Annotated in this window: 18 protein-coding genes; 4 read left to right on the top strand and 14 right to left on the bottom strand. The window is 66.2% G+C overall.

The window, feature by feature from the left end; translation table 11 throughout:
- Positions 1-10: 10 nt before the first annotated feature.
- On the top strand, positions 11-1,612 hold the full coding sequence (locus LC490_RS10605) for a DUF6519 domain-containing protein (protein WP_223620165.1): 1,602 nt from the start codon (positions 11-13) through the stop codon (positions 1,610-1,612).
- Positions 1,613-1,789: 177 nt separating this feature from the next.
- On the opposite strand, the gene LC490_RS10600 is transcribed toward LC490_RS10605, so the two are convergent.
- The 11 genes from LC490_RS10600 to LC490_RS10550 all read right to left on the bottom strand — a co-directional run bounded on the left by LC490_RS10600 (position 1,790) and on the right by LC490_RS10550 (position 15,389).
- The gene (locus LC490_RS10600) at positions 1,790-3,028 is read right to left on the bottom strand and encodes an XVIPCD domain-containing protein (RefSeq protein ID WP_223620164.1); all 1,239 of its coding nucleotides are present in this window, start codon (positions 3,026-3,028) and stop codon (positions 1,790-1,792) included.
- Between the two features lie 163 nt (positions 3,029-3,191).
- Positions 3,192-3,944, bottom strand: a complete 753-nt coding sequence (cobA, locus tag LC490_RS10595; RefSeq protein WP_223620232.1) for a uroporphyrinogen-III C-methyltransferase — start codon at positions 3,942-3,944, stop codon at positions 3,192-3,194.
- Positions 3,945-4,023: 79 nt separating this feature from the next.
- Positions 4,024-6,846 carry a nitrate reductase gene (locus LC490_RS10590; RefSeq protein WP_223620163.1) on the bottom strand — a complete coding sequence of 941 codons (2,823 nt, stop codon included), beginning with the start codon at positions 6,844-6,846 and terminating at the stop codon, positions 4,024-4,026.
- Positions 6,846-7,190 carry a nitrite reductase small subunit NirD gene (nirD, locus tag LC490_RS10585; RefSeq protein WP_031372318.1) on the bottom strand — a complete coding sequence of 115 codons (345 nt, stop codon included), beginning with the start codon at positions 7,188-7,190 and terminating at the stop codon, positions 6,846-6,848. The genes LC490_RS10590 and nirD overlap by 1 nt, the downstream gene beginning before the upstream one ends.
- A 3-nt stretch (positions 7,191-7,193) precedes the next feature.
- Positions 7,194-9,647 (bottom strand): nitrite reductase large subunit NirB, encoded by a 2,454-nt coding sequence (gene nirB / locus LC490_RS10580; RefSeq protein WP_223620162.1) that lies wholly within the window; start codon positions 9,645-9,647, stop codon positions 7,194-7,196.
- 20 nt (positions 9,648-9,667) lie between these two features.
- Positions 9,668-10,837 (bottom strand): nitrate/nitrite transporter, encoded by a 1,170-nt coding sequence (locus LC490_RS10575; RefSeq protein WP_223620231.1) that lies wholly within the window; start codon positions 10,835-10,837, stop codon positions 9,668-9,670.
- A gap of 1,352 nt (positions 10,838-12,189) precedes the next feature.
- Positions 12,190-12,450, bottom strand: a complete 261-nt coding sequence (locus tag LC490_RS10570; protein ID WP_152566283.1) for a hypothetical protein — start codon at positions 12,448-12,450, stop codon at positions 12,190-12,192.
- Positions 12,451-13,051: 601 nt separating this feature from the next.
- Positions 13,052-13,642 (bottom strand): hypothetical protein, encoded by a 591-nt coding sequence (locus tag LC490_RS10565; RefSeq protein ID WP_200875851.1) that lies wholly within the window; start codon positions 13,640-13,642, stop codon positions 13,052-13,054.
- 51 nt (positions 13,643-13,693) lie between these two features.
- Entirely contained in the window at positions 13,694-14,299 is a 606-nt protein-coding gene (locus tag LC490_RS10560) for a hypothetical protein (RefSeq protein ID WP_200875850.1), read from the bottom strand.
- 109 nt (positions 14,300-14,408) lie between these two features.
- Positions 14,409-14,855 carry a hypothetical protein gene (locus LC490_RS10555; protein WP_031372742.1) on the bottom strand — a complete coding sequence of 149 codons (447 nt, stop codon included), beginning with the start codon at positions 14,853-14,855 and terminating at the stop codon, positions 14,409-14,411.
- 45 nt (positions 14,856-14,900) lie between these two features.
- A complete protein-coding gene (locus LC490_RS10550) occupies positions 14,901-15,389 on the bottom strand; it encodes a DUF4019 domain-containing protein (protein ID WP_031372741.1) in 489 nt (162 codons plus the stop codon).
- 273 nt (positions 15,390-15,662) lie between these two features.
- Here LC490_RS10550 and LC490_RS10545 point away from each other — a divergent pair, with 273 nt between their 5' ends.
- The gene (locus LC490_RS10545) at positions 15,663-16,424 is read left to right on the top strand and encodes a glutathione S-transferase N-terminal domain-containing protein (protein ID WP_223620161.1); all 762 of its coding nucleotides are present in this window, start codon (positions 15,663-15,665) and stop codon (positions 16,422-16,424) included.
- Between the two features lie 34 nt (positions 16,425-16,458).
- On the opposite strand, the gene LC490_RS10540 is transcribed toward LC490_RS10545, so the two are convergent.
- A complete protein-coding gene (locus LC490_RS10540; protein ID WP_223620160.1) occupies positions 16,459-17,679 on the bottom strand; it encodes a serine hydrolase domain-containing protein in 1,221 nt (406 codons plus the stop codon).
- A 320-nt stretch (positions 17,680-17,999) separates the two neighbouring features.
- Between LC490_RS10540 and LC490_RS10535 the strand changes: the two genes are divergently transcribed.
- Positions 18,000-18,473, top strand: a complete 474-nt coding sequence (locus tag LC490_RS10535) for a DUF1456 family protein (protein ID WP_031372738.1) — start codon at positions 18,000-18,002, stop codon at positions 18,471-18,473.
- Positions 18,474-18,533: 60 nt separating this feature from the next.
- Here the strand turns inward: LC490_RS10535 and LC490_RS10530 are convergent, their stop codons facing one another.
- Both LC490_RS10530 and LC490_RS10525 read right to left on the bottom strand, forming a co-directional pair.
- Positions 18,534-19,610 (bottom strand): CmpA/NrtA family ABC transporter substrate-binding protein, encoded by a 1,077-nt coding sequence (locus LC490_RS10530; RefSeq protein WP_223620159.1) that lies wholly within the window; start codon positions 19,608-19,610, stop codon positions 18,534-18,536.
- A 7-nt stretch (positions 19,611-19,617) separates the two neighbouring features.
- A complete protein-coding gene (locus tag LC490_RS10525) occupies positions 19,618-20,193 on the bottom strand; it encodes an ANTAR domain-containing protein (RefSeq protein ID WP_223620158.1) in 576 nt (191 codons plus the stop codon).
- Positions 20,194-20,279: 86 nt separating this feature from the next.
- Between LC490_RS10525 and LC490_RS10520 the strand changes: the two genes are divergently transcribed.
- Positions 20,280-21,260, top strand: coding sequence for an NAD(P)-dependent oxidoreductase (locus tag LC490_RS10520; RefSeq protein WP_223620157.1), 981 nt, complete (start codon positions 20,280-20,282; stop codon positions 21,258-21,260).
- Positions 21,261-21,727: the final 467 nt, after the last annotated feature.

Below are 21,727 nucleotides of genomic sequence, written 5' to 3'. Positions count from 1 at the left end.
GAAAGCAGCTATGAAAGGCGACTTCTCACGGGCGAGCTTCGATCCCCGCCATCATTTCAGCCAGGTCCTGCTGCAACAGGGCCGGGTCACCCTAGATGCCGACCCGAACGAACAAGGCGCGATCCTGCTGCATCTGCTGCGCACGCTCGCCCGCGACGTGTTCGGCCCCTATGCCGCGCCGGCCGGAACACCCGGGTTCGGGCTGACCCTGGAGCAGCACGACGGCAAGCGCTCGCTGCGGATCGGCGCCGGCCGCTATTACGTGGACGGCGTGCTGTGCGAATGCGACGGCAGCGATTATCTGGCGCAGCCGCATTTCACCCCGGCGGCGGCCAGCGAGCAGCCCGGCTCGGGCGATCCCTTGCGGTCGTGGCTGGAATCGTCCTCGAACCAGGACGACAGCCGTTTCTGGGTCTATCTGGACGTGTGGGAGCGCCATCTCACCGCGGTGGAAATGCCGCAGCTGCGCGAGGTCGCACTCGGCGGGCCCGACACCTGCAGCCGGCGCCAGGTGATCTGGCAAGTGCGCGCATTGAAACTGGAGACGATCCAGGAGCGGCTCGAAGAGCGCATCGAAGTCCTCAACGAACGCCTCGAGCAAACCCAGGACGAAGCCGAGCGCGAGCGCCTGAAACAGGAAATCGAACGCTTGCAACAGGGCCTGGACCAACTCGAGGAAGACTATCGCTCGGCCTGCCCCGCGCCGCTGCTGCTGTTCGATCGGCAACGGCCGAAACTTGCCGCGCAGTTGCAAGAACTGCCGCGCCTCGACGACCCCTGTGTCACCGACCCCGACTCGGCGTATCGCGGCGCCGAAAACCATCTGTACCGGGTCGAGATCCATCGCGGCAACGAGAACGGCAACCTCGGCGCCACCTTCAAATGGTCGCGCGACAACGGCAGCGTGCTGACGCGCTGGATCGGCGGCGGCGGCGACAAGCTCGAAGTCGCCAACGCGCGCGACTTCCGCGAGCGCCAATGGGTCGAGATCACCGACGAACAAGACGACCTGCTCGGCCGTCCCGGCCAGCTGAGCCAGATCAGCGGCGTCGAAGGCAACGTGTTGACGCTGACCCAGGCCCAGGGCCGCAGCCCCAATGCGACGACCAAGGTACGGCGCTGGGACCATGTCGGTACGGGCGACATCGCGCTCGTCGACGGCGCAGTGCCGGTGGACAAGCCCGACGACGGCAAGCCACTCAAGCCCGGCGAGCTGTACTGGATAGCGCTCGAGGACGGCATCCAGATCCGTTTCGCCGCCGACGGCGAGTATCGCAGCGGCGACTATTGGCTGATTCCGGCGCGCGTCGCCACCGGCGACATCGAATGGCCGCGCAACGGCGGCGTCGCCGAACTGCGGCCGCCGCTCGGGGTCGAACACCGCTACGCTCCGCTCGGTTTCGTCGGCCTTAACGTCGACGGCATGACGGGGGTCGACCCCTGCACCTGCGTCGTCTACCCCGACCGCAGCTGCGGTACCCAAGAACGCTTCGACGACGCGGTGTCCGGCGACACCACCGTCGGCACGGTCAAGACGGTCAAGCGCGCGCCGCAGGACACCGCCGTGGCCAAGAAAACTACGACGACGAAACGCAAACGGACGGAAAAATAGGTGGGACCGGAACACGCGGACGCCGGCCGCGTGACCGTGAAGGCCACCGGCCTGCACGCCGGCGTGCGCTGCGCTGCGCTGCGCGGACCGAACCGCCGCCGCGGCTCGATACGCGCGTCCGACAGCGCCCGGATCCGGTGCGGTTAAGACCGGCGTCCTTGAGACATGGCGCGCGCCTCAGACGTAGCGCGTATGCGGCTGGATCGCCACTTGTAGCGGAGTCTGCTGACGATTCAAGGTTTCATGCTGGTTGATGCTCTGGATCAACTGCTGGCCCAAGACACCGCTCGGCAAGGCGCCCTCGACTTTGGCGTACTTCGCGCTGGGATCGCCGAGTTTGCCCTCGACCAGGAAATGGCCCTTGCCGCCGTCTTTCTCCGCAACGATGTGATCGACCTTCGACAGCCCGCGTTTCTGCGCGATGTCGGCCAACTCGGCGACCTCGCGATTCTGCAGCGCGTCGCGCACCGTTCCGATGCCGTGCAACTTGAGCAGATGCTTGCTCCCATCCATGGCTGCGAACATGGAACGCGCCATGTCCAGGTCCGGGTCGTCGCCGGGCTCGTGACCGCGCAGACCGCTGTGCTGCTGAGGCTTGAACTCGAACTTCGGCCCCTGCAACTCCGTTCCCTGCCTGGGCGGCACCAGCGAGACCGCGCCAGTGCTTTGCAGGCTCTGTAAGGGTTCGCCCCCGACGACCAGGTTGGTCACCGATGGGCCGCCCTTGCCGTTGTGAAAAGTCTCGGGGTTGAAACCGTAGGCCTTGAGCGTGCCCTGGCTTGGCCAGGCCGGGTTCGCGGTGACGCAATCGACGCCGATCGCGTGTGAGACCAGCAGCGCTTGGCCGCCGCCTTTGGAATGCCCCGTCACCCCGACCAGGCTCGGACCGAGTGCAGCGCTGACTTCCTTGCCGAGCGTCATCGACTCCTCGTGCTGCGCGCTCTTCATGCCGAGGGCCTGGCGGAAATTCGCCGACCAATCACCGAGTCGGGCGGTACCGCGATAATCCAGCACGAACCCTTCGGACTCGGAGGCGGAGCCGGGTTTGCGATACAAGGTCGCATGCATGCCGCTGGGGCTGCTGTGGAATTTGCCTGGGTCCAGATTGAGCTTCTTCAGCATGTCGTCGTCGACGCGCTGCCAATCGCCGGTCTTGCCGGTGCTCTTGGGCTGGTAGCCGTCTTCCATGATCGCCGCGGCGCTGACCGGATCGAGCTTGGGACGTTGCGGCTGCACCGGCTCGGGCGTGGGCCGCGGTTGACCTTGGAAGCGGCCAAACAGGCCCGACAGAAATCCGGAAGAGGAGCCGCTTGGATCGGACGTCGGCATGGAAGATCTCCTGAGAAATACACAGTTGTCCTGGATGCGCACATCCGTAAACCATGACGTCAGCGCATGCCCGACACCGTCGAGCACTTGAAGCATGTACGAATAAAAACACGCAGCGCAAGCCCGAATTCAACTGCAGACACGAGTATTTGCGCTAGTCAACGCATTCTGTTTCGGTACGGATCGGCTCGAATAACGATTGCGATCTCAACGGCAGACGCGAAGATTTGTACCGGTCGACACAATTCTTCTAGGCCAGACCGACTCGACCCGCAAGGGTGTTCGCAGCGTTAGCGCGCGCTGCGGCCAACGCCGCACCGACCAGGATCACACCCGGCCGGCCGCCGCCTGTACCCATACCGATGCCCGCGGCGTCGCCGGCCAATCGCTCCAATGTCGTCAACAAGCGCGTTTCGCCGTCCTGGCTCGCGCCCTGCACGATCGCCGCCGGTGTCTGCGCGGGCAGATGCCGCAGCAAGCCGTTCGCGACGTTCGCAATCCGGCTCATGCCCATGTAGATCGCCAGGGTGGTGCCGGTGGCCGCGAGCGCGGCCCAGTCCGGTTCGCCGTGGTCGTGGGTATGCGCGGTGACGAAAGTGATGCCGTGGCAGTGATCGCGATGGGTCAGCGACACGCCCAGGCTCGCCGCGGCGGCGAAACCGGCGCTGATGCCGTTGACGATGCGCACCTCGATGCCGGCGCGTCGCAGAAAATCGATCTCTTCGCCGGCCCGGCCGAACAACAGCGCGTCGCCGCCCTTGACCCGCACCACCCGCTGCCCTTGCAGTGCATAACGGCGCATCAAGCGACAGATGAAAGCTTGCGGGGTCGAACGGCAACCGCCGCGCTTGCCGACGCGGATCACTCGCGCCAGCGGCGCCAGTTCGACGATGCGCGGGTCGACCAATTCGTCGAGCAGCACCACCTCGGCGGCGGCGAGCGCTTTCGCGGCCTTGATCGTCAGCAGCTCCAGGTCGCCGGGGCCGGCCGACAGCAACACCACTTCGCTGGGTGCGCGCCGGAACGAGTCGGAAACGATGCGATCCATGATGACTCCGTAGTGATGGCCCGGGAATTCGCGATCACGCCTGCGCCGCCTGGCGGCACAGCTGGTTCAGTTGCGGCCCGCAGGAGCCGCAGACGGTGCCGCAACCCAGGCGTTGTTTGAGTTCGGCGACGCCGGCGCCGCGCGCGATCTCGGCACGGATGCTCGACTCGCGGATCTGCAGGCAGTTGCACACCACCGCATCGCGCGCGCCGCCACCGCCGGACTGCGCGAACACCGCCAGGCGCGAGCCGCTCCAGGCACGCCCGGACAGAGCCGAATCGAGCAGGTTCTCGCCGGCGCCGTCGCGCTGCGCATCGGTCAACAGCAGGCCGTCGATGCGGTTGTCGTCGCAATCGGCGCGCCACGACACCCGCTTCAACAGGCCGCGGCGCGCGTCGCGGTACTCCAGGGTGTCGCGGCCGGCGTGCAACTGCAGCGCTTCGCTCAAGGCCTCCAGCCACTCGCTCGGCGGAACATTCTCGAAGGCGGCGCGCAGCACCAGCCAGGCGGAATCGTCAACGCCCTCGCCATCGCGCCCGTCGACCTGGCCATCGGCGCTCAGGGTGATCGCAGCGAAGCCGCAATCCCTGAGCAGCGGTTGCACCGCGGCCTGCAGGCTCAAGGCATCGCCGCGCCGGGCCGCGAGCAGATGCCAGGCGAATTCGGCTTTCTCTATCCGCACCGCCGCATGCTTGAGCTCCGGCTGCAACGAACGCGCATCCACCGCCGGCTGACTCACCTCGTTGATGCCGCCGCTGGACAGGAACTGCCCGCTCCAGTGCATCGCCGCGAACACCGTGCCGGAGGCGACCTCGTCGGAAAGTTCCAGCGGCAGCACCAATTCGCCGCGCTTGCTAATCACTTTGACCAGATCGCCGTGCGCCAGCCCGCGACGTGCCGCGTCCTGCGGCTGCATGCGCAGGCTCGGTTCGGGGCTGTGCGCGAACAGGCCCGGCACTCTTCCGCTGCGCGACATGCCGTGCCATTGATCGCGCAAGCGGCCGGTCAACAGACGCAGCGGAAAACGCGCCGAGGTCGCTTCGGCCACCGGCCGATACGGCGTGGGGTGAAAGCGCGCGCGGCCATCGGCGGTAGCGAACACGCCATCGCCGTAGCGCCGCGCCTGCCCCTGCGCGGCGCCGGCCGGGAACGGCCATTGCTGCGGCCCCTGGCTGTCCAGGCGTGCGTAGTCGAGTCCGCCGATGTCGTGGTCGCGACCGACGGTGAGGCGGCGATGCTCGTCGAAGATCTGCGCCGGCCCATCGAACGCGAACAACGGTGCGACGCCGGGCGGCCCCAAGCGCGCCTCCAGGCGCCTCGCCACTTCGTTGGCGATCCACCAGTCCGGCCTGGTCTGGCCGGGCGCCGGCACCGCCGCACGCACCCGCGAGATACGCCGTTCGGAGTTGGTCACCGAGCCTTCTTTTTCGCCCCAGCTCGTCGCCGGCAGCAGCACGTCGGCATAGGGCACGGTGTCGGTGTTGCGGAAGGCTTCCTGCACGATCACGTACTCGGCCTGTTGCAGCGCTTCGCGCACCTGGCCGATGTCCGGCATGGAATGCACGGGGTTGGTGCAGGCGATCCACACCGCCTTGACCCGGCCGCTGCGCAAGGCCTCGAACAAGGCCACCGCCGACAGACCGGGCTTGGCCGACAGGCTGTGCCCGGGCAGCCCCCACAGGTGTTCGAGTTCGGCGCGGTCGGCGTCGTTGCCGATCTCGCGATGCGCGGCGAGCATGGTCGCCATGCCGCCGACTTCGCGCCCGCCCATCGCATTGGGCTGGCCGGTCAGGGAGAACGGCCCCGCGCCGGGCTTGCCGATCTGGCCGGTGGCCAGATGCAGATGGATCAGGGCCAGATTCTTGTCGGTGCCGTGCGCGGACTGATTGAGGCCCATGCAGTACAGCGACAACGCCGCAGCGTCGCGGCCGAACCAGTCCGCCGCCTGGATCAGGTCGGCGACCGGGATGCCGCATAACTCGGCGGCCATACGCGGGGTGTAGTCGCGCAGCAGTTGCTTGAGTTCGGCATAGCCGTTGGTGTGTTCGGCGATGAACGCCGCATCGACCCGCCCCTCCCAAATCAAGTGATGCAGCATGCCGTTGAACAGCGCCACATCGGTGCCGGGCTGGATCTGCAGATGCAGGTCGGCCATCGCCGCGGTGTCAGTGCGGCGCGGGTCGATCACGATCCAGCGCACCTCGGGGTCGCGCACGCGTGTGGCTTCCAGGCGCCGGAACAACACCGGGTGCGCATAGGCCATGTTGCTGCCGGCGAACAGCACGGTCTTGGCCAGTTCCAGGTCTTCGTAACAGGTCGGCGGGCCGTCGGCGCCGAGCGCCAGCTTGTAGCCGGTGACCGCGCTCGACATGCACAGGCGCGAGTTGGTGTCGATGTTGTTGGTGCCGAGCAGGCCCTTGGCGAGCTTGTTGAAGACGTAATAATCCTCGGTCAACAATTGCCCGGAGATATAGAACGCCACCGCATCCGGGCCGTGCTGCTGGACGATGCCGGCCAGGCGGTCGGCCACCGTATCCAGCGCCAGCGCCCAATCGACCGCGCGGCGCGGCTCCTGCCGCAGGTGGCGCAGTTCCGGCGCCAACAACCGCCCGCTCAGGCTGCTCGCGGTCTGCGGCAGGCTGCGGCCCTTGGTGCACAGCCGGCCTTGATTGGCCGGATGCTCGGGGTCGCCTTCGATGCCGACGATGCGGCTGCCGTCGGGGCCGTGTTCGGCATCGATCAACACCCCGCAGCCCACCCCGCAGTAACAGCAGATCGAACGCGTGCGCGTGCGCCGCAACTCGGGCGCCGCCGCCGGCACCGTGTCGATCTCCTCGTGCAGCGCCAGATCTTCCATCAAGCCTCGCTCCGCGCGGTGGCGTCGAGCGACAGCCACACCTCGTCGCCGTCGATGCGCACCGGGAACTTGCGCGCGCACCCCACGTCGGGCGCGCAGGCTTCGCCGCTGGCCAGGGCGATGTTCCAACCGTGCAGCGGACAGGTGACGCTGTCGCCGGCGACGATGCCCTGCGACAGCGGCCCGCCCTTGTGCGGACAGCGGTCGACCATCGCGAACACGCGATCACCGGCGGTGCGGAACAAGGCGATGTTGTCGGCCCCGGCCATTTCCAACACCCGCGCGCCCAACACCGGGATGTCGTCGAGCCGGCATACCCGCAGCCAGGAGGCAGTCGATTCCATGGCTCAGGCCTCCGCGTCGACGAGCGTGGCGGGAATGCGCAGCGGCTGGAACTCGCGCGGGCGCGCCCCGGCGATGCGCGCGGCCCAGGGGTCCGGCAAGCCTTCCAGCGCATACAGCAGGCGCTCGAACAAGGCCTTGCGGTTAGCCGCGTCCTCGACCACACGCTGGACGATGTAGTCCATGCCGACGCGGGCGATGTAATGCACGGTGCGGTCGAGGTAATAGGCCTCTTCGCGGTACAGCTGCAGGAAAGCGCCGGTGTATTCGCGCACCTCGTCGCTGGTCTTGACCTTGACCAGGAAGCGCGCGACCTCGGTCTTGATGCCGCCGTTGCCGCCGATGTGGATTTCCCAGCCCGAGTCCACGGCGATGATGCCGACGTCCTTGATCCCGGATTCGGCGCAGTTGCGCGGGCAGCCCGACACCGCCAACTTGACCTTGTGCGGGCTCCACATGTTGGCGAGCATGGTTTCCAGGTCGATCCCCATCTGCGTGCTGTTCTGGGTGCCGAAGCGGCAGAACTCGCTGCCGACGCAGGTCTTCACCGTGCGGATCGACTTGCCGTAGGCGTGGCCGGAATTCATGCCGAGGTCTTTCCACACATCGACCAGGTCTTCTTTCTTGATGCCCAGCAGGTCGATGCGCTGGCCGCCGGTGACCTTCAACATCGGCACCGCGTACTTGTCGGCGACGTCGGCGATGCGCCGCAGTTCGCCGGCATTGGTCACCCCGCCCTTCATCTGCGGGATCACCGAGAAGGTGCCGTCTTTCTGGATGTTGGCGTGGGCGCGTTCGTTGATGAAGCGCGACTGCGGGTCGTCGACCGCTTCGCGCGGCCAGGTCGATAGCAGGTAATAGTTGATCGCCGGCCGGCAGGTCGCGCAGCCGTTCGGCGTGCGCCACTCCAGGAAGGCGTAGGCCGCGGCATGGGTGTACAGCCGGTGCTCGCGGATCGCCTTGCGCACGTCGCCGTGGCTGTGGTCGGTGCAGGCGCACACCGCCTTGGTCTTCGGGGTTTCCTGGAAGTTCGAGCCCAGGCAATTCATCAGGACCTGCTCGACCAGACCGGTGCAAGAGCCGCAGGAACTCGCCGCCTTGGTTTGCTTCTTGACCTCGTCGACGGTGAACAAACCCTGCTCGTTGATCGCCTTGACGATGGTGCCCTTGCACACGCCGTTGCAGCCGCAGACCTCGTCGCGGTCGGTCATGGCGCTGGCGCGGTTCTGCCCGGCGGTGCCGGAATCGCCGAGCGCTTTCTCGCCGAACATCAGCTGGTCGCGGCGGTCGTCGATGCGGCTGCCGTCCTTGAGCAGCTTGAAGTACCAACCGCCGTCGTTGGTATCGCCGTACAGGCAGGCGCCGATCAAACGGTCGTCCTTGATCACCAACTTCTTGTAGACGCCGCCGGCCGGGTCGGACAGGACGATCTCCTCGCTGCCGTCGCCGCCCATGAAGTTGCCGGCCGAGAACAGGTCGATGCCGGTGACCTTGAGCTTGGTCGAGGACACCGAGCCGCTGTAGATGCCGATGCCGTAGTTCGCCAGGTGATTGGCGCAGACCTTGGCCTGCTCGAACAGGGGCGCGACCAGGCCGTAGGCGATGCCGCGGTGGCTGACGCATTCGCCCACGGCGTAGACGCGCGGGTCGAAGGTCTGCAGCGAGTCGTTGACGACGATGCCGCGCGCACAGTGGATGCCCGAGGCCTGGGCCAACTGGATGTTCGGGCGGATGCCGACCGCCATCACCACCAGGTCGGCCGGCTCTTCGCTGCCATCGGAGAAGCGCACCGCGGTCACTTCGCCCTGCTCGTTGCCGATCAGTTCCTGGGTCGCAGTGTTGAGGCGGAACTTCAGCCCGCGCTCGGTCAGCGACTTCTCCAACAATTGCCCGGCGACCGGGTCGAGCTGGCGCTCCAGCAGCCAGCCGGCCAGGTGCACCACCGTCACCTCCATGCCGCGCTGCTTGAGGCCGTTGGCGGCTTCCAGCCCGAGCAGGCCGCCGCCGATCACCACCGCATGCCGCTTGACCTTGGCGGTGTCGATCATCGCCTGGGTGTCGTGGATGTCGCGGTAGCCGATCACGCCCTTCAGGTCCTTGCCCGGCACCGGCAGCACGATCGGCAGCGAACCGGTGGCGATAAGCAGGCGGTCGTACTCGGCCTCGGTGCCGTCGGCGGCGATGACCCGACGCCGCACCCGATCGATGCGGCTGACTTCCTTGCCCAGATGGAGACGGATGCCGTGCTCGGCGTACCACGCCAGCGAATTCAGCACGATGTCGTCGAAGGCCTGCTCGCCGGCCAGCACCGGCGACAGCAGAATGCGGTTGTAGTTCGGATGCGGCTCGGCGCCGAACACCGTGATGTCGTACATGTCCGGGACCAGCTTCAACAACTCTTCGAGGGTGCGTGCGCCCGCCATGCCGTTGCCGACCACCACCAATCTGGGTTTCTTCATGGGTTCGCTCCGGGACCGGTTCAGACGCGCGCGGCGCTGAGCGCCGCCCAACGGTGGCGCCACTGATGACGCAGACTCGCCAGCAAGCCCCAGGCCAACGCCGCGCAACCGGCGAACAGCCACAGGCCGAGCGCATAGCTGCCGGTGTGTTGCTTGAGCACGCCCATGCCGGCGGCGAGCAAGAACCCGCCGATGCCGCCGGCCATGCCGATCAAGCCGGTCATCAGGCCGATGTCGGCGCCGAAGCGCTGCGGCACGAGTTGAAACACCGCGCCGTTGCCGGCGCCCAGGCATAGCAGAGTGAGTACGAACAAGGCCACGGTTGCGACCGGGCCGCCGATGCCGAGCGCGGCGACGGCGACCAGGGTCGCGACCGCGAGATACACCGCAAGCAAGGTGCGGGTGCCGCCGATGCGGTCGGCGATAGCACCGCCGAGCGGCCGCATCACCGAGCCGGCGAGCACGCAGGCCGCGGTCGCCCAGCCGGCGATCTTCGGCTCGAAGCCGAACTGGTCGTGGAAATAACCCGGCAAAGCGCTGGCGAAGCCGGCGAAACCGCCGAAGGTGATCGCGTAGAACAGCATGAACCACCACGAGTCGCGGTTGCCGACCAGCACCCGGCCGTAATCGGCCCAGTGCTTGCTCGGCGTGTCGACCGGCGCGTCCTTGGCGCACACCGCGAACACCGCCCACACCAGCACCAGCGGAATGCAGGCCAGGCCGAACACGTTCTGATAGCCGAACGCGGCCGCCAACGCCGGTGCGAACAAGGCCGCGAGCACCGTGCCCGAGTTGCCGGCGCCGGCGATGCCCATCGCCGTGCCCTGATGCTCGGGTGGGTACCAACGCGAGGCCAGCGGCAAGGCGACCGCGAACGACGCCCCGGCGACGCCGAGCATCAAGCCGAGCAACAAGGCCTGGGCGAAACTGTCGACGCCGAGCCACCACGCTGCCAACAAGGCCGCGATCACCACCGCCTGCGCCATCAAGCCGGCGCGCTTGGCGCCGACGCGGTCGGCGAACATCCCCAGGAACAAGCGCAACACCGCACCGCAGAGAATCGGCGCAGCCACCATCAAGGCACGCTGTTGCGTATCCAGATGCAGCGCCTGGGCGATCTGCACCTGCATCGGCCCGAGCAGGTACCAGACCATGAAGCTCAAATCGAAATACAGAAAAGCCGACAACAGCGTGGGCGTATGCCCGGCCCGCCAGAAGGATCGATCCATCCGCGCAATCTCCGAACGGGGCCGCGGCGGACGCCCGATCCAGGCGTCCCGCAGCGGCCGTGAGGGGGAGAAACGAAAACGGCGCCTTCCCGGTTCGCACCGGAAAGACGCCGTTGTCTTCGACAGGCCGGACCGCCGTTGGCCCGTCTGCCGGAATCAGGTTGTCGCGGATGCGCCGTTGCACCCGCCTACTAGGCTACGCAATAGCCGTGCCAACTATGCGCATCGAAGCGAACGAGCTGCGTTCGTCACGATTTCAGTCACTTGGGTGAGCGATACGGATGCGCGCTCGGTGCCTGGGGAGCGTCGCGCTCCAAAATCGAGCGGGCTTGCACCATGTTTGTGCAACGCAGCATCGGAGGTGTAGGTTCGGTGTCTTTGCCGCTTGGGCCAGCGTCCCGAGCGGATGGCGGTTTTGGCTATGCCCGGGCAGATCCATGCAGCGAGTACCGATTTCAGGCCGCGGCTCTGGCTGTGGCTCTGGCTGTGGCTCTCGCTTTACCGGTCCAATGGAGACCCGGAGGGCGGCGCACAGGACGTGCGCCGTTTTTCGATAAGACAGGGACGTCTTATCGAAAAATCCCGGCGACAGCATCGCACTCGTGGCCTGTGCCCTTGCAAGGAAAGCCCTTTTCTTTGGTTACCTTTCTTTTGGGCTTAGCAAAAGAAAGTAACCCGGCCGCGTCAGCGGACGGAAGCTCTGCACTTGATGTTGCTTCGCTATCCTACGGCCGGAAACGCCGGAGAACGACAGGACGCGGTCGCGACTTGCGTCGCTCCTACCCTGGCCTCCAGCCGGAAGCGACGAGAGATTGAGACGCGTGGTCGTGGCATCTAAGAGTAGGAGCGGCGCCCTACTGGATTTCCTTCGGTCACAAGCCGCGACCGCGTCGTTTCGGTCTTGCGGCGCATCGCTCAAGTAAGATCAGGATCAAACGCTAAGAGCTTCCGCCACTAAAGCGGCGGGTTACTTTCTTTTGTCATAAGCAACAAAAGAAAGGTAACCAAAGAAAAATGCTTTTCTTTGAATCACCGGCCCGCACGAGCGATGCATCCGCGGGGATTTTTCATACGGGACATCCCTGTCCCGATGAAAAACGGCCCGCATCCATGCGGGCCGCCCTCCGGATCTTCGTTTGCCTTCGCGAGTGCTTGGCGACGCACAGCAACAGCACAGGCACAGGCACAGGCACAGGCACAGGCACAGGCAAAAGCATTAGCAACGGCAGAGGCACAAGCAACGCCAGCGGCGCCGGAACTTTGGGTAAAAGCACCCTCCTCCCGACTAGCGCGTCGACTGCACAACAACCGCCTCAAGCCGCTGCGACTTCCTCGCATACCGACCGGGCCGCTCGCTCCAACGCTTTCAGACAATTGTCGTGCAGCAGGGAGACGTGTTGGTCGCTCATGGTGTCGCTGTGCACGATCAAGGTCACCTGGGTGCCCACGCCCAGCCCCGAGAAAACGGTGCTGTGTATGACCTTGGTGCTCGGCGCTTCCGCTTGCGGCTTTGCCTGTTCGATGCTCGGCGCTGCCGGAACGACCGTATTACGACCGACGATTTGGATACTCATGCGAACCTTCCGCTGACGGATCATCTGCAGCTCGATTGACTAGTCGCGATTCCGTTCGCAGGCCCTGGAGAAACCGTGTCGCCGATAGCAAGCCGAAGCCTGTACAAGCGATACGCCCAATGGCTGGCACACTTCCTTATGCCCTTGCCCGACTTCGCAGGCATCACAGCCGTGCTAGGTCTCAAACCCAGCTTACAAAATAAAACGTGATGCAGTACACAATTCGCTTATGAAAATATCAACTCTAGTAAAGTTGGCACACTCAAAGCCGTGCATCCCTGTGATCTTCGGCACACATAGATATGACGAGCAAACCATCCCCGTGTGATCGATAAGCGAATGCAAGTGCGCTACGACATTGGGGCCGATGACTGCGCATGGTTCATGCGCGAACATTCGACAGCGGCATCTGCACGCTACCGCGCGTCTGTATTGCAGTGTGGAATCGGCCGCAAGCAGAAATCGAACAGACGACGAAGCCGCGCCGAATACGATCGGCGCGGCTTCAGCGTGATCCAGCGAAAGTTTCGATCACGACAGCCAGGACAGATCGCTTACTCAGCCGACGACACTGACAGGAAACGAGAGTCCGCCCCTTGCTTTACGCGGTCCGGGTATAGCGCATCACCCAGTTGGTCTCCCAGGTCGCACCGCCGTCGGGCGAAAACGCCTGCTCCCACTGCATGCGGCTGTCGCTGAGGTGGGTGAACACACCGCGCACCCGTACCGGCTTGCCGTCGTGGAGGTCCTCGGAAAAGAAGGTACCGACACGGCCTTCGAATCGTCCGATGCCAGGCGTGTCGATCTTCACCGGGTTGCGGCCGTCCAGCCACCAGTCGGCCCAGGTCTGGCTGTTGGCATCGAACGCGCGCAGACCCATGCCGCGATACACGCCACCGGCCCGATAAGACACGCTGTCGTTGATATTGGCGATGCCTCCGAGCAGGGACTGGCAACGGGTGCTGCCTTCGAATTCCTCCCAGTCGTTATTGCCCGCCAACCGCTTCTTGAGGCGACGATGTTTGACGTCCCAACTGCCGAGAAAGAAATCGAAGTCGCGCTCGGCACCGGCGCGGCGTGCATTCTCCTTCGTGGCCTTTTCGGCGCCGGCAGCGGTGCCGAGCAACATCAAGCCGGGAACCGCCGCGAGCGACCATTGCAGCAGGCGTCGGCGATCGATCGAGTCGGTCATGGGCGTTGTCATCGAGTTCGTGAAGAAGCCTGGCTACGGGACCGCGCCGGCTCAGTCGGCGGCGGCGGTCTTGGTATCGACGCGGATGAAATCGGTGACCCAGTTGAGCTCCCAGGTCTTGCCGTCGTCGATCGAGAACGCCTGCTCCCAACGCGGCGCGTCCGGGCTGGGTTGCGACCAGGTCACCCGCACCAGCACCGGTTTGCCTTGCATCGTGTCCTTGGCGAAGAAACGCCCGAGACCCCGCTCGAAGCGCCCCTTGTTCGGTGGGCTCAGGTCGTCGCCGGGATTGCGTCCGTCGAGCCACCACACCGTCCATTGCCCGGTCTGGGCGTCGTAGGCACGCAGGCTGACCCCGCGATAGGCACCACCAGGCAGGTTGAAGACGTTGTCGCCGGTGTTTCCCCACCCGTCCATCAACGGGCGCTGGCTGAAGCTGCCGTCGAACTCGATCCATTCGCTGCTGCCGACGAAGCGTTGCTTGAGCCGCCGGTGCTTGGTCTTCCAATGGCCGTTCAAGAAATCGAAATCGCGCAGGCCCGACAGATCGGCCGGCTTCGTCGTCTTGGGCGTGTCCTGCGTCGCCATCGCCACCGGGGCCATGACCATTGCCGCCGCCAATAGCGCGGCGCCGAGCGCGTAGCCGATCTGCTTCATCCGACCGTCCTCCTGTGCCTGCCGGAAAAATAGCGGCGCAGTGGACGGCGAAACAGGGCCATTAAGGCCGAAGCCGTAAGGCCAAACGGGTCGCTGCGGAGTCCCGCGCTTACCGGGACTGCAACAGGCGCTCGATTTGCTCGCGCTCGTCGAGCGGACGCTGAAAATCGGCCGGGTACACCGGTTGGTAGTCGTCGCCCTTGAGCAGGAAGATGCCGGTCGAACCCGTCACCTGCTCCTGGATGTCGCCCAGCTCGTAATGCCAGGCCGACCACAACGGCACGCGCAAGGCCGGCGGCAGCACCGGCGAACGGGTGAACAACAGTTCCTCGACCCGCAGATTGAAGCGCATCCGGTTCTTCGATCCCGGCCCAGTGCGCGCCTTTGGATCGATAATCGGCTCGCCACGGCCGCCGACCATGTCCACCGACTCAACCGTCGCGACCACGACGTGATCCGCCTCCCCGACCATCTCTTCGAGAGGCTTGAGAGGTACGGAAGTAGCGCAAGCTGCGCCCGCCAGCAGCAGGGCGAACAGTGCCAGGACGTATTTCATCGCTTGCCTCGGGTAATCACAATCCGGCTCACGCGCCGACCTGTCTTACTTGGATGGATTGAACGAGAGCGTCTGCTTCTTCGACAACCAGTAACCGACCAGCTTCCAGTCCTTGCCGGCCTGCTCGAACACGAAAGTTTCCTTCACGCCTCCGACCTTCGCAAAGTCGGTTTTCACGGCGATCGTCGCGTACTGTCCAGGCGGAGCATTATCGAGTTTCTTCTGAAAACCGAACCCGATGATCTCCCGCTTTCCGGCAGCGCCCAGGGGCTTGCGAATCGTGGCCAGGTGGCCGGTGAATTTTTGCTTCGTGCTGCTAGCCAAAAGCACCGGGCCGACCAGCTCCCAGCTCTCAGCGTAACGGCCCTTGTCCAGCCGATCCGCGAACTTCTCAGCCGCCGCAAGCACCTCGCGCTGCTGCTGCTCAGTACCCGCACTGACCGGCTCTTCTTTCTCCGGTCCGATTCTCACCTTGCACGAGCAAAGCACGAGCACCATCGCCAACATCATTGCCCAAGCGAATTTGCGCGACATCCCTTCCCCCGATCGATGGATCGATCCGCCGTGCACCCAACGCCCCGCAAGGACGTGAATGCACTCCCCTGCCTCGTCCTGAGTCTGGGCCAGTTGCTCGCTTGAAGAGCACTGCATACTCGGCCGGCCTCAGGCCTTACTGTACCCAGTCGCCCAGCCGCAAACCACTCCGCCGCGGGCCCGGCAGGCCTGCGCGAACATGGCCTATCGGCGGACCCGGTACGGTGTTCGCCGTCCGAGCCCATGGCAAGCCTTCCAACCAGGATGAGACGCATGACGGCAGATCCCGCAGTGCTCTTGGTCGGCGAATCCTTCTCGCCGTGGACGCAGAAGGCGCGCTGGGCGCTGGAGCACTGCGGCCTGCCCTTCGGCTATCGCGAATACACCCCCACCCTCAGCGAACCCTGGCTGCGCTGGCGGATGCGGCAATGGACCGGCGCGGTTTCGGTGCCGGTGCTGCTGACCGATGCGCAGGTCGTACGCGGGTCCTGGGACATCGCCCGCCATGCCGATGCCCAGGCCGGCGACGGCCGCCTCGGCGATTTCGCCGCGATTGCGGCCTGGAATGAACTCAGCGAGGCCGCGCTCGCCGAAATCCGCACCCGCGTCGTGCGCGGCGTGCTCGCCAGCCCCCCTGCCCTCGACGAAGCCCTGGCCGGCCTGCTGCCTGCGCCCTTGCGCCCGCCGCTGCGCTTCGTCGCCCGCGATGCCGCGCGCCGACTCGACAGGAAATACCAGCACCTGCTCGTCCCCGGCGCCTTGCGTCATGCGCTCGAACGACTGCGCGAAGGCCTGGATCGCTCCGGCAGCGGTTATCTGTTCGAGCGCTTCGGCTACGCCGACATCGCGATGGCGGTCGTGCTCGAAGGCATCGCCCCCCTCGCCCGTACCGAGCCGCCGCTCGGCCCGGCCCACCGCCGCTGCTGGAGCGACCCGCAACTCGCGCAGGAGTTCGGCGATCTGCTGGACTGGCGCGCCTCATTGGCACGCTCGTCGACAACTTCGTATTCGCAGTTGTCGGCAATCGCGGGCTGATTGCCTACGCGCAAATCCGCTGCAACGCCGCCGGCTATTTCTTGCAACTCGCCGCGGCATCGGCTTTCGTCGCATCCGCCATCCACAGGCAGACGATGCGGTCCAGCGCAAGACCGGTGCGCGAATTGCTGAAGAAGACGATGCCGTCGCGTTGGTGCGGACGCATCAGGAAGTTGGCGCGGAACCCGGCCTGATTGCGGCCGTCGTGGCCGACCGCGGTGCTGCCGTCGCTCAAGCGTTGGATGAAATGGCCCAGCCCGTAGACGGCATCGCCGGAAGCGCGTTCGGTGCTGAGCTTCGCCGGCTCGTACATTTGCGCGAGTTGCCGCGGGGACATCGGGCCGATAGTCGTTCCATCGGCCTGCTCCATGCCGGCGATCATCCATCGAGAGAAATCCTCGACCGTGGTGCTCAGGGTCGAGGGCGCCTGCTCGACGTAGTAGCGCATCGGCACCGGGCTGCCATCGTCGCCGTGGCCTTGCGCCGCACGGACCAACAGTTGCGGCGTCATCGCCACGCTGGAGTGCTTCATGGCCAAGGGCGCGAACACGAACTCTTGCGCGAGCTCGGAGTACTTGCGCCGGGTGCTGCGCTCGATCGCGAGCTGCATCAAGGTGTAGCCGCCACCGGAATACTGAAACTGCGCGCCGGCCGGTGCGAACAGTTCGACCGCGCCGCGTCCGTTGGTCTTGCCGGCGAGGGATTCCTCCAGGCTCGGCAATTCCTTGAAGTCGAGCCAACCTTGGTAGCCGCCGAGGGTGGTGCCGGCGGTGTGCGAAAGCAGATGGCGAAACGTGATCGCACGATGGTCGAACTTGCCTTCGGCCAGCGGCCAAGGCGACAACAGCTCGGCCACCGGCTGGTCCAGGCGGATCTTGCCCTGCTCCACCAGGCTCATCGCCACCCAGGCCGCGATCGGCTTCGACAACGAGGCGGCCACGAATACGGTGTCGGCGGTGGCCGGAACCCGGCCGGCGTGATCGGCGAAACCAAAACCTTTGGCGTACACCAGTTCGCCATCGACGATCAGACCCACCGCCGCACCCTGGATCTTGGCCGACTGCATCAAGGCAGGCACTTCGGCCTCGATGGTCGCGACGAAGGCCGGCGCGGCGGATGTGCGCGCGACAGACGATGCCGGCGCGCCGGTCGCCGTCCCGCAGGCCATGACCAGGGTCAGCGCCGTCGCCCACATCGGCGACGAACGACGGCTCCTGCTGTTGAACGGGTATTGCGCGGACGCGATGCGAGTCATGGATGCCCTTTGAGGAGTTGCGACGAGATGGCGGAGCGAGATCTCGCGTTCGGCGTTACAGCCCCCTGCCGGACACGAATACGGGCTTGGATGCACCGTTCGAGCATTCGGTTGCCACGGGCGGAGCGAAACCGCCGCGCCGACCGGCTGGCTGAACGCCCCCGTTCACCCCTGCGCGCCCAGGGATGCCAAAATGGCCCACCCACGACTTTCCAGCGGCTGGCCCGGCCTCGCGCCCGGCGCCGCCTGCACCACGAAAGACCCCGAACCCGACTCGCGCTACGCTCCGCCTGCAACAGGCGCGGCGCCATGGAACACCGATGATCAACAACGACGTACTGCGCAGCATCCGCTACATGCTCGACCTCAGCGACCTCAAGGTCGTCGAGATCGCCAAGCTGGCCGACCCGAACCTGGCCCTGGAAAAGGCCGATATTCTGGCGTTCCTGAAGAAGGAGGACGAGGAAGGCTATGCCGAGTGCAGCAATCTGGTGCTCGCGCATTTTCTCGACGGGCTGGTGTTCCACTACCGCGGCCGCGACGAAAGCCAGCCGCAGCGCCCGGTGGAAAAACGCGTCACCAACAACGTGGTGTTGAAGAAGCTGCGGGTCGCCTTCGAACTGAAGGACGTCGACATGCACCAGGCCTTCCAGGACGCCGGCTTCCCGATTTCCAAGCCCGAGCTGACCGCCTTGTTCCGCCAGGCCGACCACAAGAATTTCCGCCTCTGCGGCGATCAGCTGCTGCGCAATTTCCTCAAGGGCCTGACCCTGCGCGTGCGCGGCGGCGGCTGAGGCCGCACGGCACTCCGGTTGCGACGAACGGCGGCTAGGCCGCCTTCGCCCGCTCCTGCGTCATTCCCAGACCGTTCCGTCGAACAGCAGGCTGCGGCGGCTGTCGGCGGCCGGCACCGCGACCTGCAATCGCTGCGCCGCTTCGCGATAAGTGTCGAGGCGGTGGATGTTGCCGAGCCGGGTCGCGTCTTCGTCCGGCTGCGCCGGCGCCAGCCAACCCCAGCGGCGGAATTGCCGCAAAAACCAGCGCCCGTCCGACAGCCAGGGGAAGTTGACCCGGCCGTCGTCGTGGAAACGCAGGCCGCTGCCGCTGGCGTCGATGGCGCCGCCCGGCAGCAGACAGGCTTCGATCGACGCAGCGGGCAAACCGATCACCTCCGGTTGCGCCAGCCAGGGCACCGCTTGCCGTCGGTGCCCGGCATCGTCGAGCCAACGGCAGGCGTCGAGCAAAGTGGCGGTCAGCGCCAACGCGAGCTCCGGCTGCAGGGCGGCGAATTCGCGCCGGCAGGCCAATACTTTCTCCGGGTGCCCCGGCCACAGTTGGCCGCTGCGGATCGCCAGCCGGCCGACGCCGAGCGCTTCGGCCTGAGTCGCCCAGGGCTCTCCGGCGCAGTACCCATCGAGTTCGCCGTCGGCAAGCGCCGCCGGCATCTGCGGCGGCGGCAGGGTCAGACTGCGGACGTCGCGCAGCGGGTCGACGCCTTGTGCGGCGAGCCAGTAGTACAGCCACATAGCGTGGGTGCCGGTCGGAAAGGTCTGGGCGAACACCGGCCGCCTCGGCAGCTCGGCCAACAACTCGCGCAGCGGCCGGCCTGCCGCAAGGCCTTGCGCCAACGGCGGCGACAACGTGATGGCCTGGCCGTTCTGGTTGAGGGTCAGCAGGATCGCCAGATCGGCCTGCGGACCGGCGATGCCGGCATCGATGCCGTAGACCAGGCCGGCGAGCGCATGCGCGGCATCGAGTTCGCCGGACAGCAGTTTGTCGCGGATCGCCGCCCACGAGGCCTGCCGCCGCAGTACCAGGCGTAGGCCGTGGCGCCGGTCCAGCCCCAGCCGCACCGCCGCGATCAGCGGCCCGCAATCGATCAGAGGCATGTAGCCCAGGGTCAGCGTCGGCAGGTCGTCGTCGATAGTCATGCGGCCCTCATCCGATCAGGTCGGCCATGGCGATGATCTGGCGCGCCACGTCGACCAGCTTGGCGCCCTGGCGCATCGCCTGCTGGCGCAATGCGGCGTAGGCCTCGCTTTCGCTCATGCCGCGTTTCTCCATCAACAGGCCTTTGGCGCGGTCGATCAGCTTGCGGTCGAGCAACTGTTGCTGGACGTCGTCGAGCCGGCGCCGGATATGCAGTTGCTGCTCGAAGCGCGCCAACGCCACCTGGATGATCGAGGCCAGCCGTTCCGGGGCCAGCCCGTCGACCACGTAGGCGGTGACGCCGGCGCCGACCGCGGCGCGGATCAGCTGGTGGTCGCCGTCGGCGGAGAACATCACCACCGGCCGCGGTGCGTGCTGGTGCAGCATCGCCAGTTGCTCCAGCGAATCGCGCGAAGGCGAGTCGACGTCGACGATCACCACGTCCGGCTGCTGCGTCTCCACCGCCCGCAGCAAGGCGCCGGTGGCGGCCACTTCGTCCAGCACCTCGTGCCCGGCCGCCAGCAGCGCGTTGCGCAGCTGGCCGATCGGCTTGTCGGTGTCGGTGACCAAGAGGACGCGTAGCATTGCAGCCCTGGCTGGCGGAGTTCGACCCCATGTTGCCATGCAACATGAGCGGCCGCGAGCCACCCCCGCCGTCTCCAGGAACCCGCATGGCGCTGTTTCCCCTGTTCGCCAACCTGTCCGGCCGCGAGGTCCTGGTGATCGGCGGCGGCGAGGTCGCCACCCGCAAGATCGACGCCCTGCTGCAGGCCGGGGCGCGGGTCGAGGTGCACGCCCATGCGCTCAACGAAACCCTCCAGCAGTGGCTGGACGAGGGCCGGCTGAGGCGCCGCGAGGGGACCTTCGACCCGGACTGGATCGACCAGGCCTGGCTGCTGATCGCGGCCACCGACGACCACGCCTTCAATCAGCGCCTCGCCGACGAGGCCGGGCGCCGCAAGCGCCTGGCCAACATCGTCGACGACGCCACCCTGTCGAGCTTCCAGATCCCGGCCCTGGTCGACCGCGCGCCCTTGCAGGTCGCGATCTCCTCCGGCGGTGCCGCACCGATGCTGGCCCGGCGTCTGCGCGAGCGTCTGGAGTCGCAGCTCGATCCCTCGCTCGGCGAACTCGCCGCCCTGTTCGAACGCCACCGCGACGCGGTCCGGCAGGCGCTGCCGCAACTCGCGCAACGGCGGCGTTGGTTCGATCAGGTGCTCGACGGCCCAGTGCCGGGCCTGCTCGAACGCGGCGAGAGCGAACAGGCAGAACAGGCGTTCCGGGAGGCCCTGCAACATAGCGACGCGGTTTCGCGCAGCGGCATGGTGCTGCTGGTCGGCACCGGCGGCGGCGACGCCGGGCAACTGACCTTGCGCGCGCTGCGTGCGCTCAATCAAGCCGACGTGCTGTTGTACGGCCCCGACGTCGCCGCGCCGGTGTTGGTGCTGGCACGGCGCGACGCCCCGCGCCGGCCGTTGCCGGCCGATGCAGAGCAGCAATGGCAGTTATTGCTCCGCCACGTCGAAGCCGGCGATTGCGTGGTCTGCCTGCAACCCGGCGATGCCTATCGCAATGCGCCTGGCGACCGTTTGGCGCAGCGCCTCGCCGAACACGGCATCGCCCATGAGGTGATCGCGGGGCTGCCGGCGTAACCGCAAGCACCGGCATGGCACAGCGGACGCGCGACGCGGATCCGCCGAGCAACGCATCCGGCGACTGCATCCGATCTCGCGAATGCATCTCGTCGATCGCAGCCGCCGATGCCTGAATCGAGCGGCCGAGCTCGCCTGGTCGCCTCGGCGATATCGACATCAAGGAGGCGGGCGCAGCTCCAGCGCCGTGCCAAGGCGTCAAATGTGGACCAAGACATATTCACAACGAATTCATGCTTTCGCCCTCGTCCGCTCTCGCTTCCGGACCCGAGGCACGCTGCTGACGCAATTTCGAGGCTAAGCGCGCCGAGCGAATCCGGACGATCCGCCATGCCGGCCGGCACTCGCGTAGCCATCGTTCTCCCACCGCTTAGTAATGTGCCGCGAATTACATTCACTCTGTGGCAGAAGTGCATCACGGAACCTGCCGGGCACCGCGGTTGTTAGACTCCAGGGCGGCTGTTATC

This window comes from Lysobacter sp. ESA13C, assembly GCF_019970005.1.
Lineage (GTDB): Bacteria > Pseudomonadota > Gammaproteobacteria > Xanthomonadales > Xanthomonadaceae > Lysobacter > Lysobacter antibioticus_B.
The sequence above is the reverse complement of the archived record's forward strand: the minus strand, read 5'-3'. Positions and strand labels throughout refer to the sequence as shown.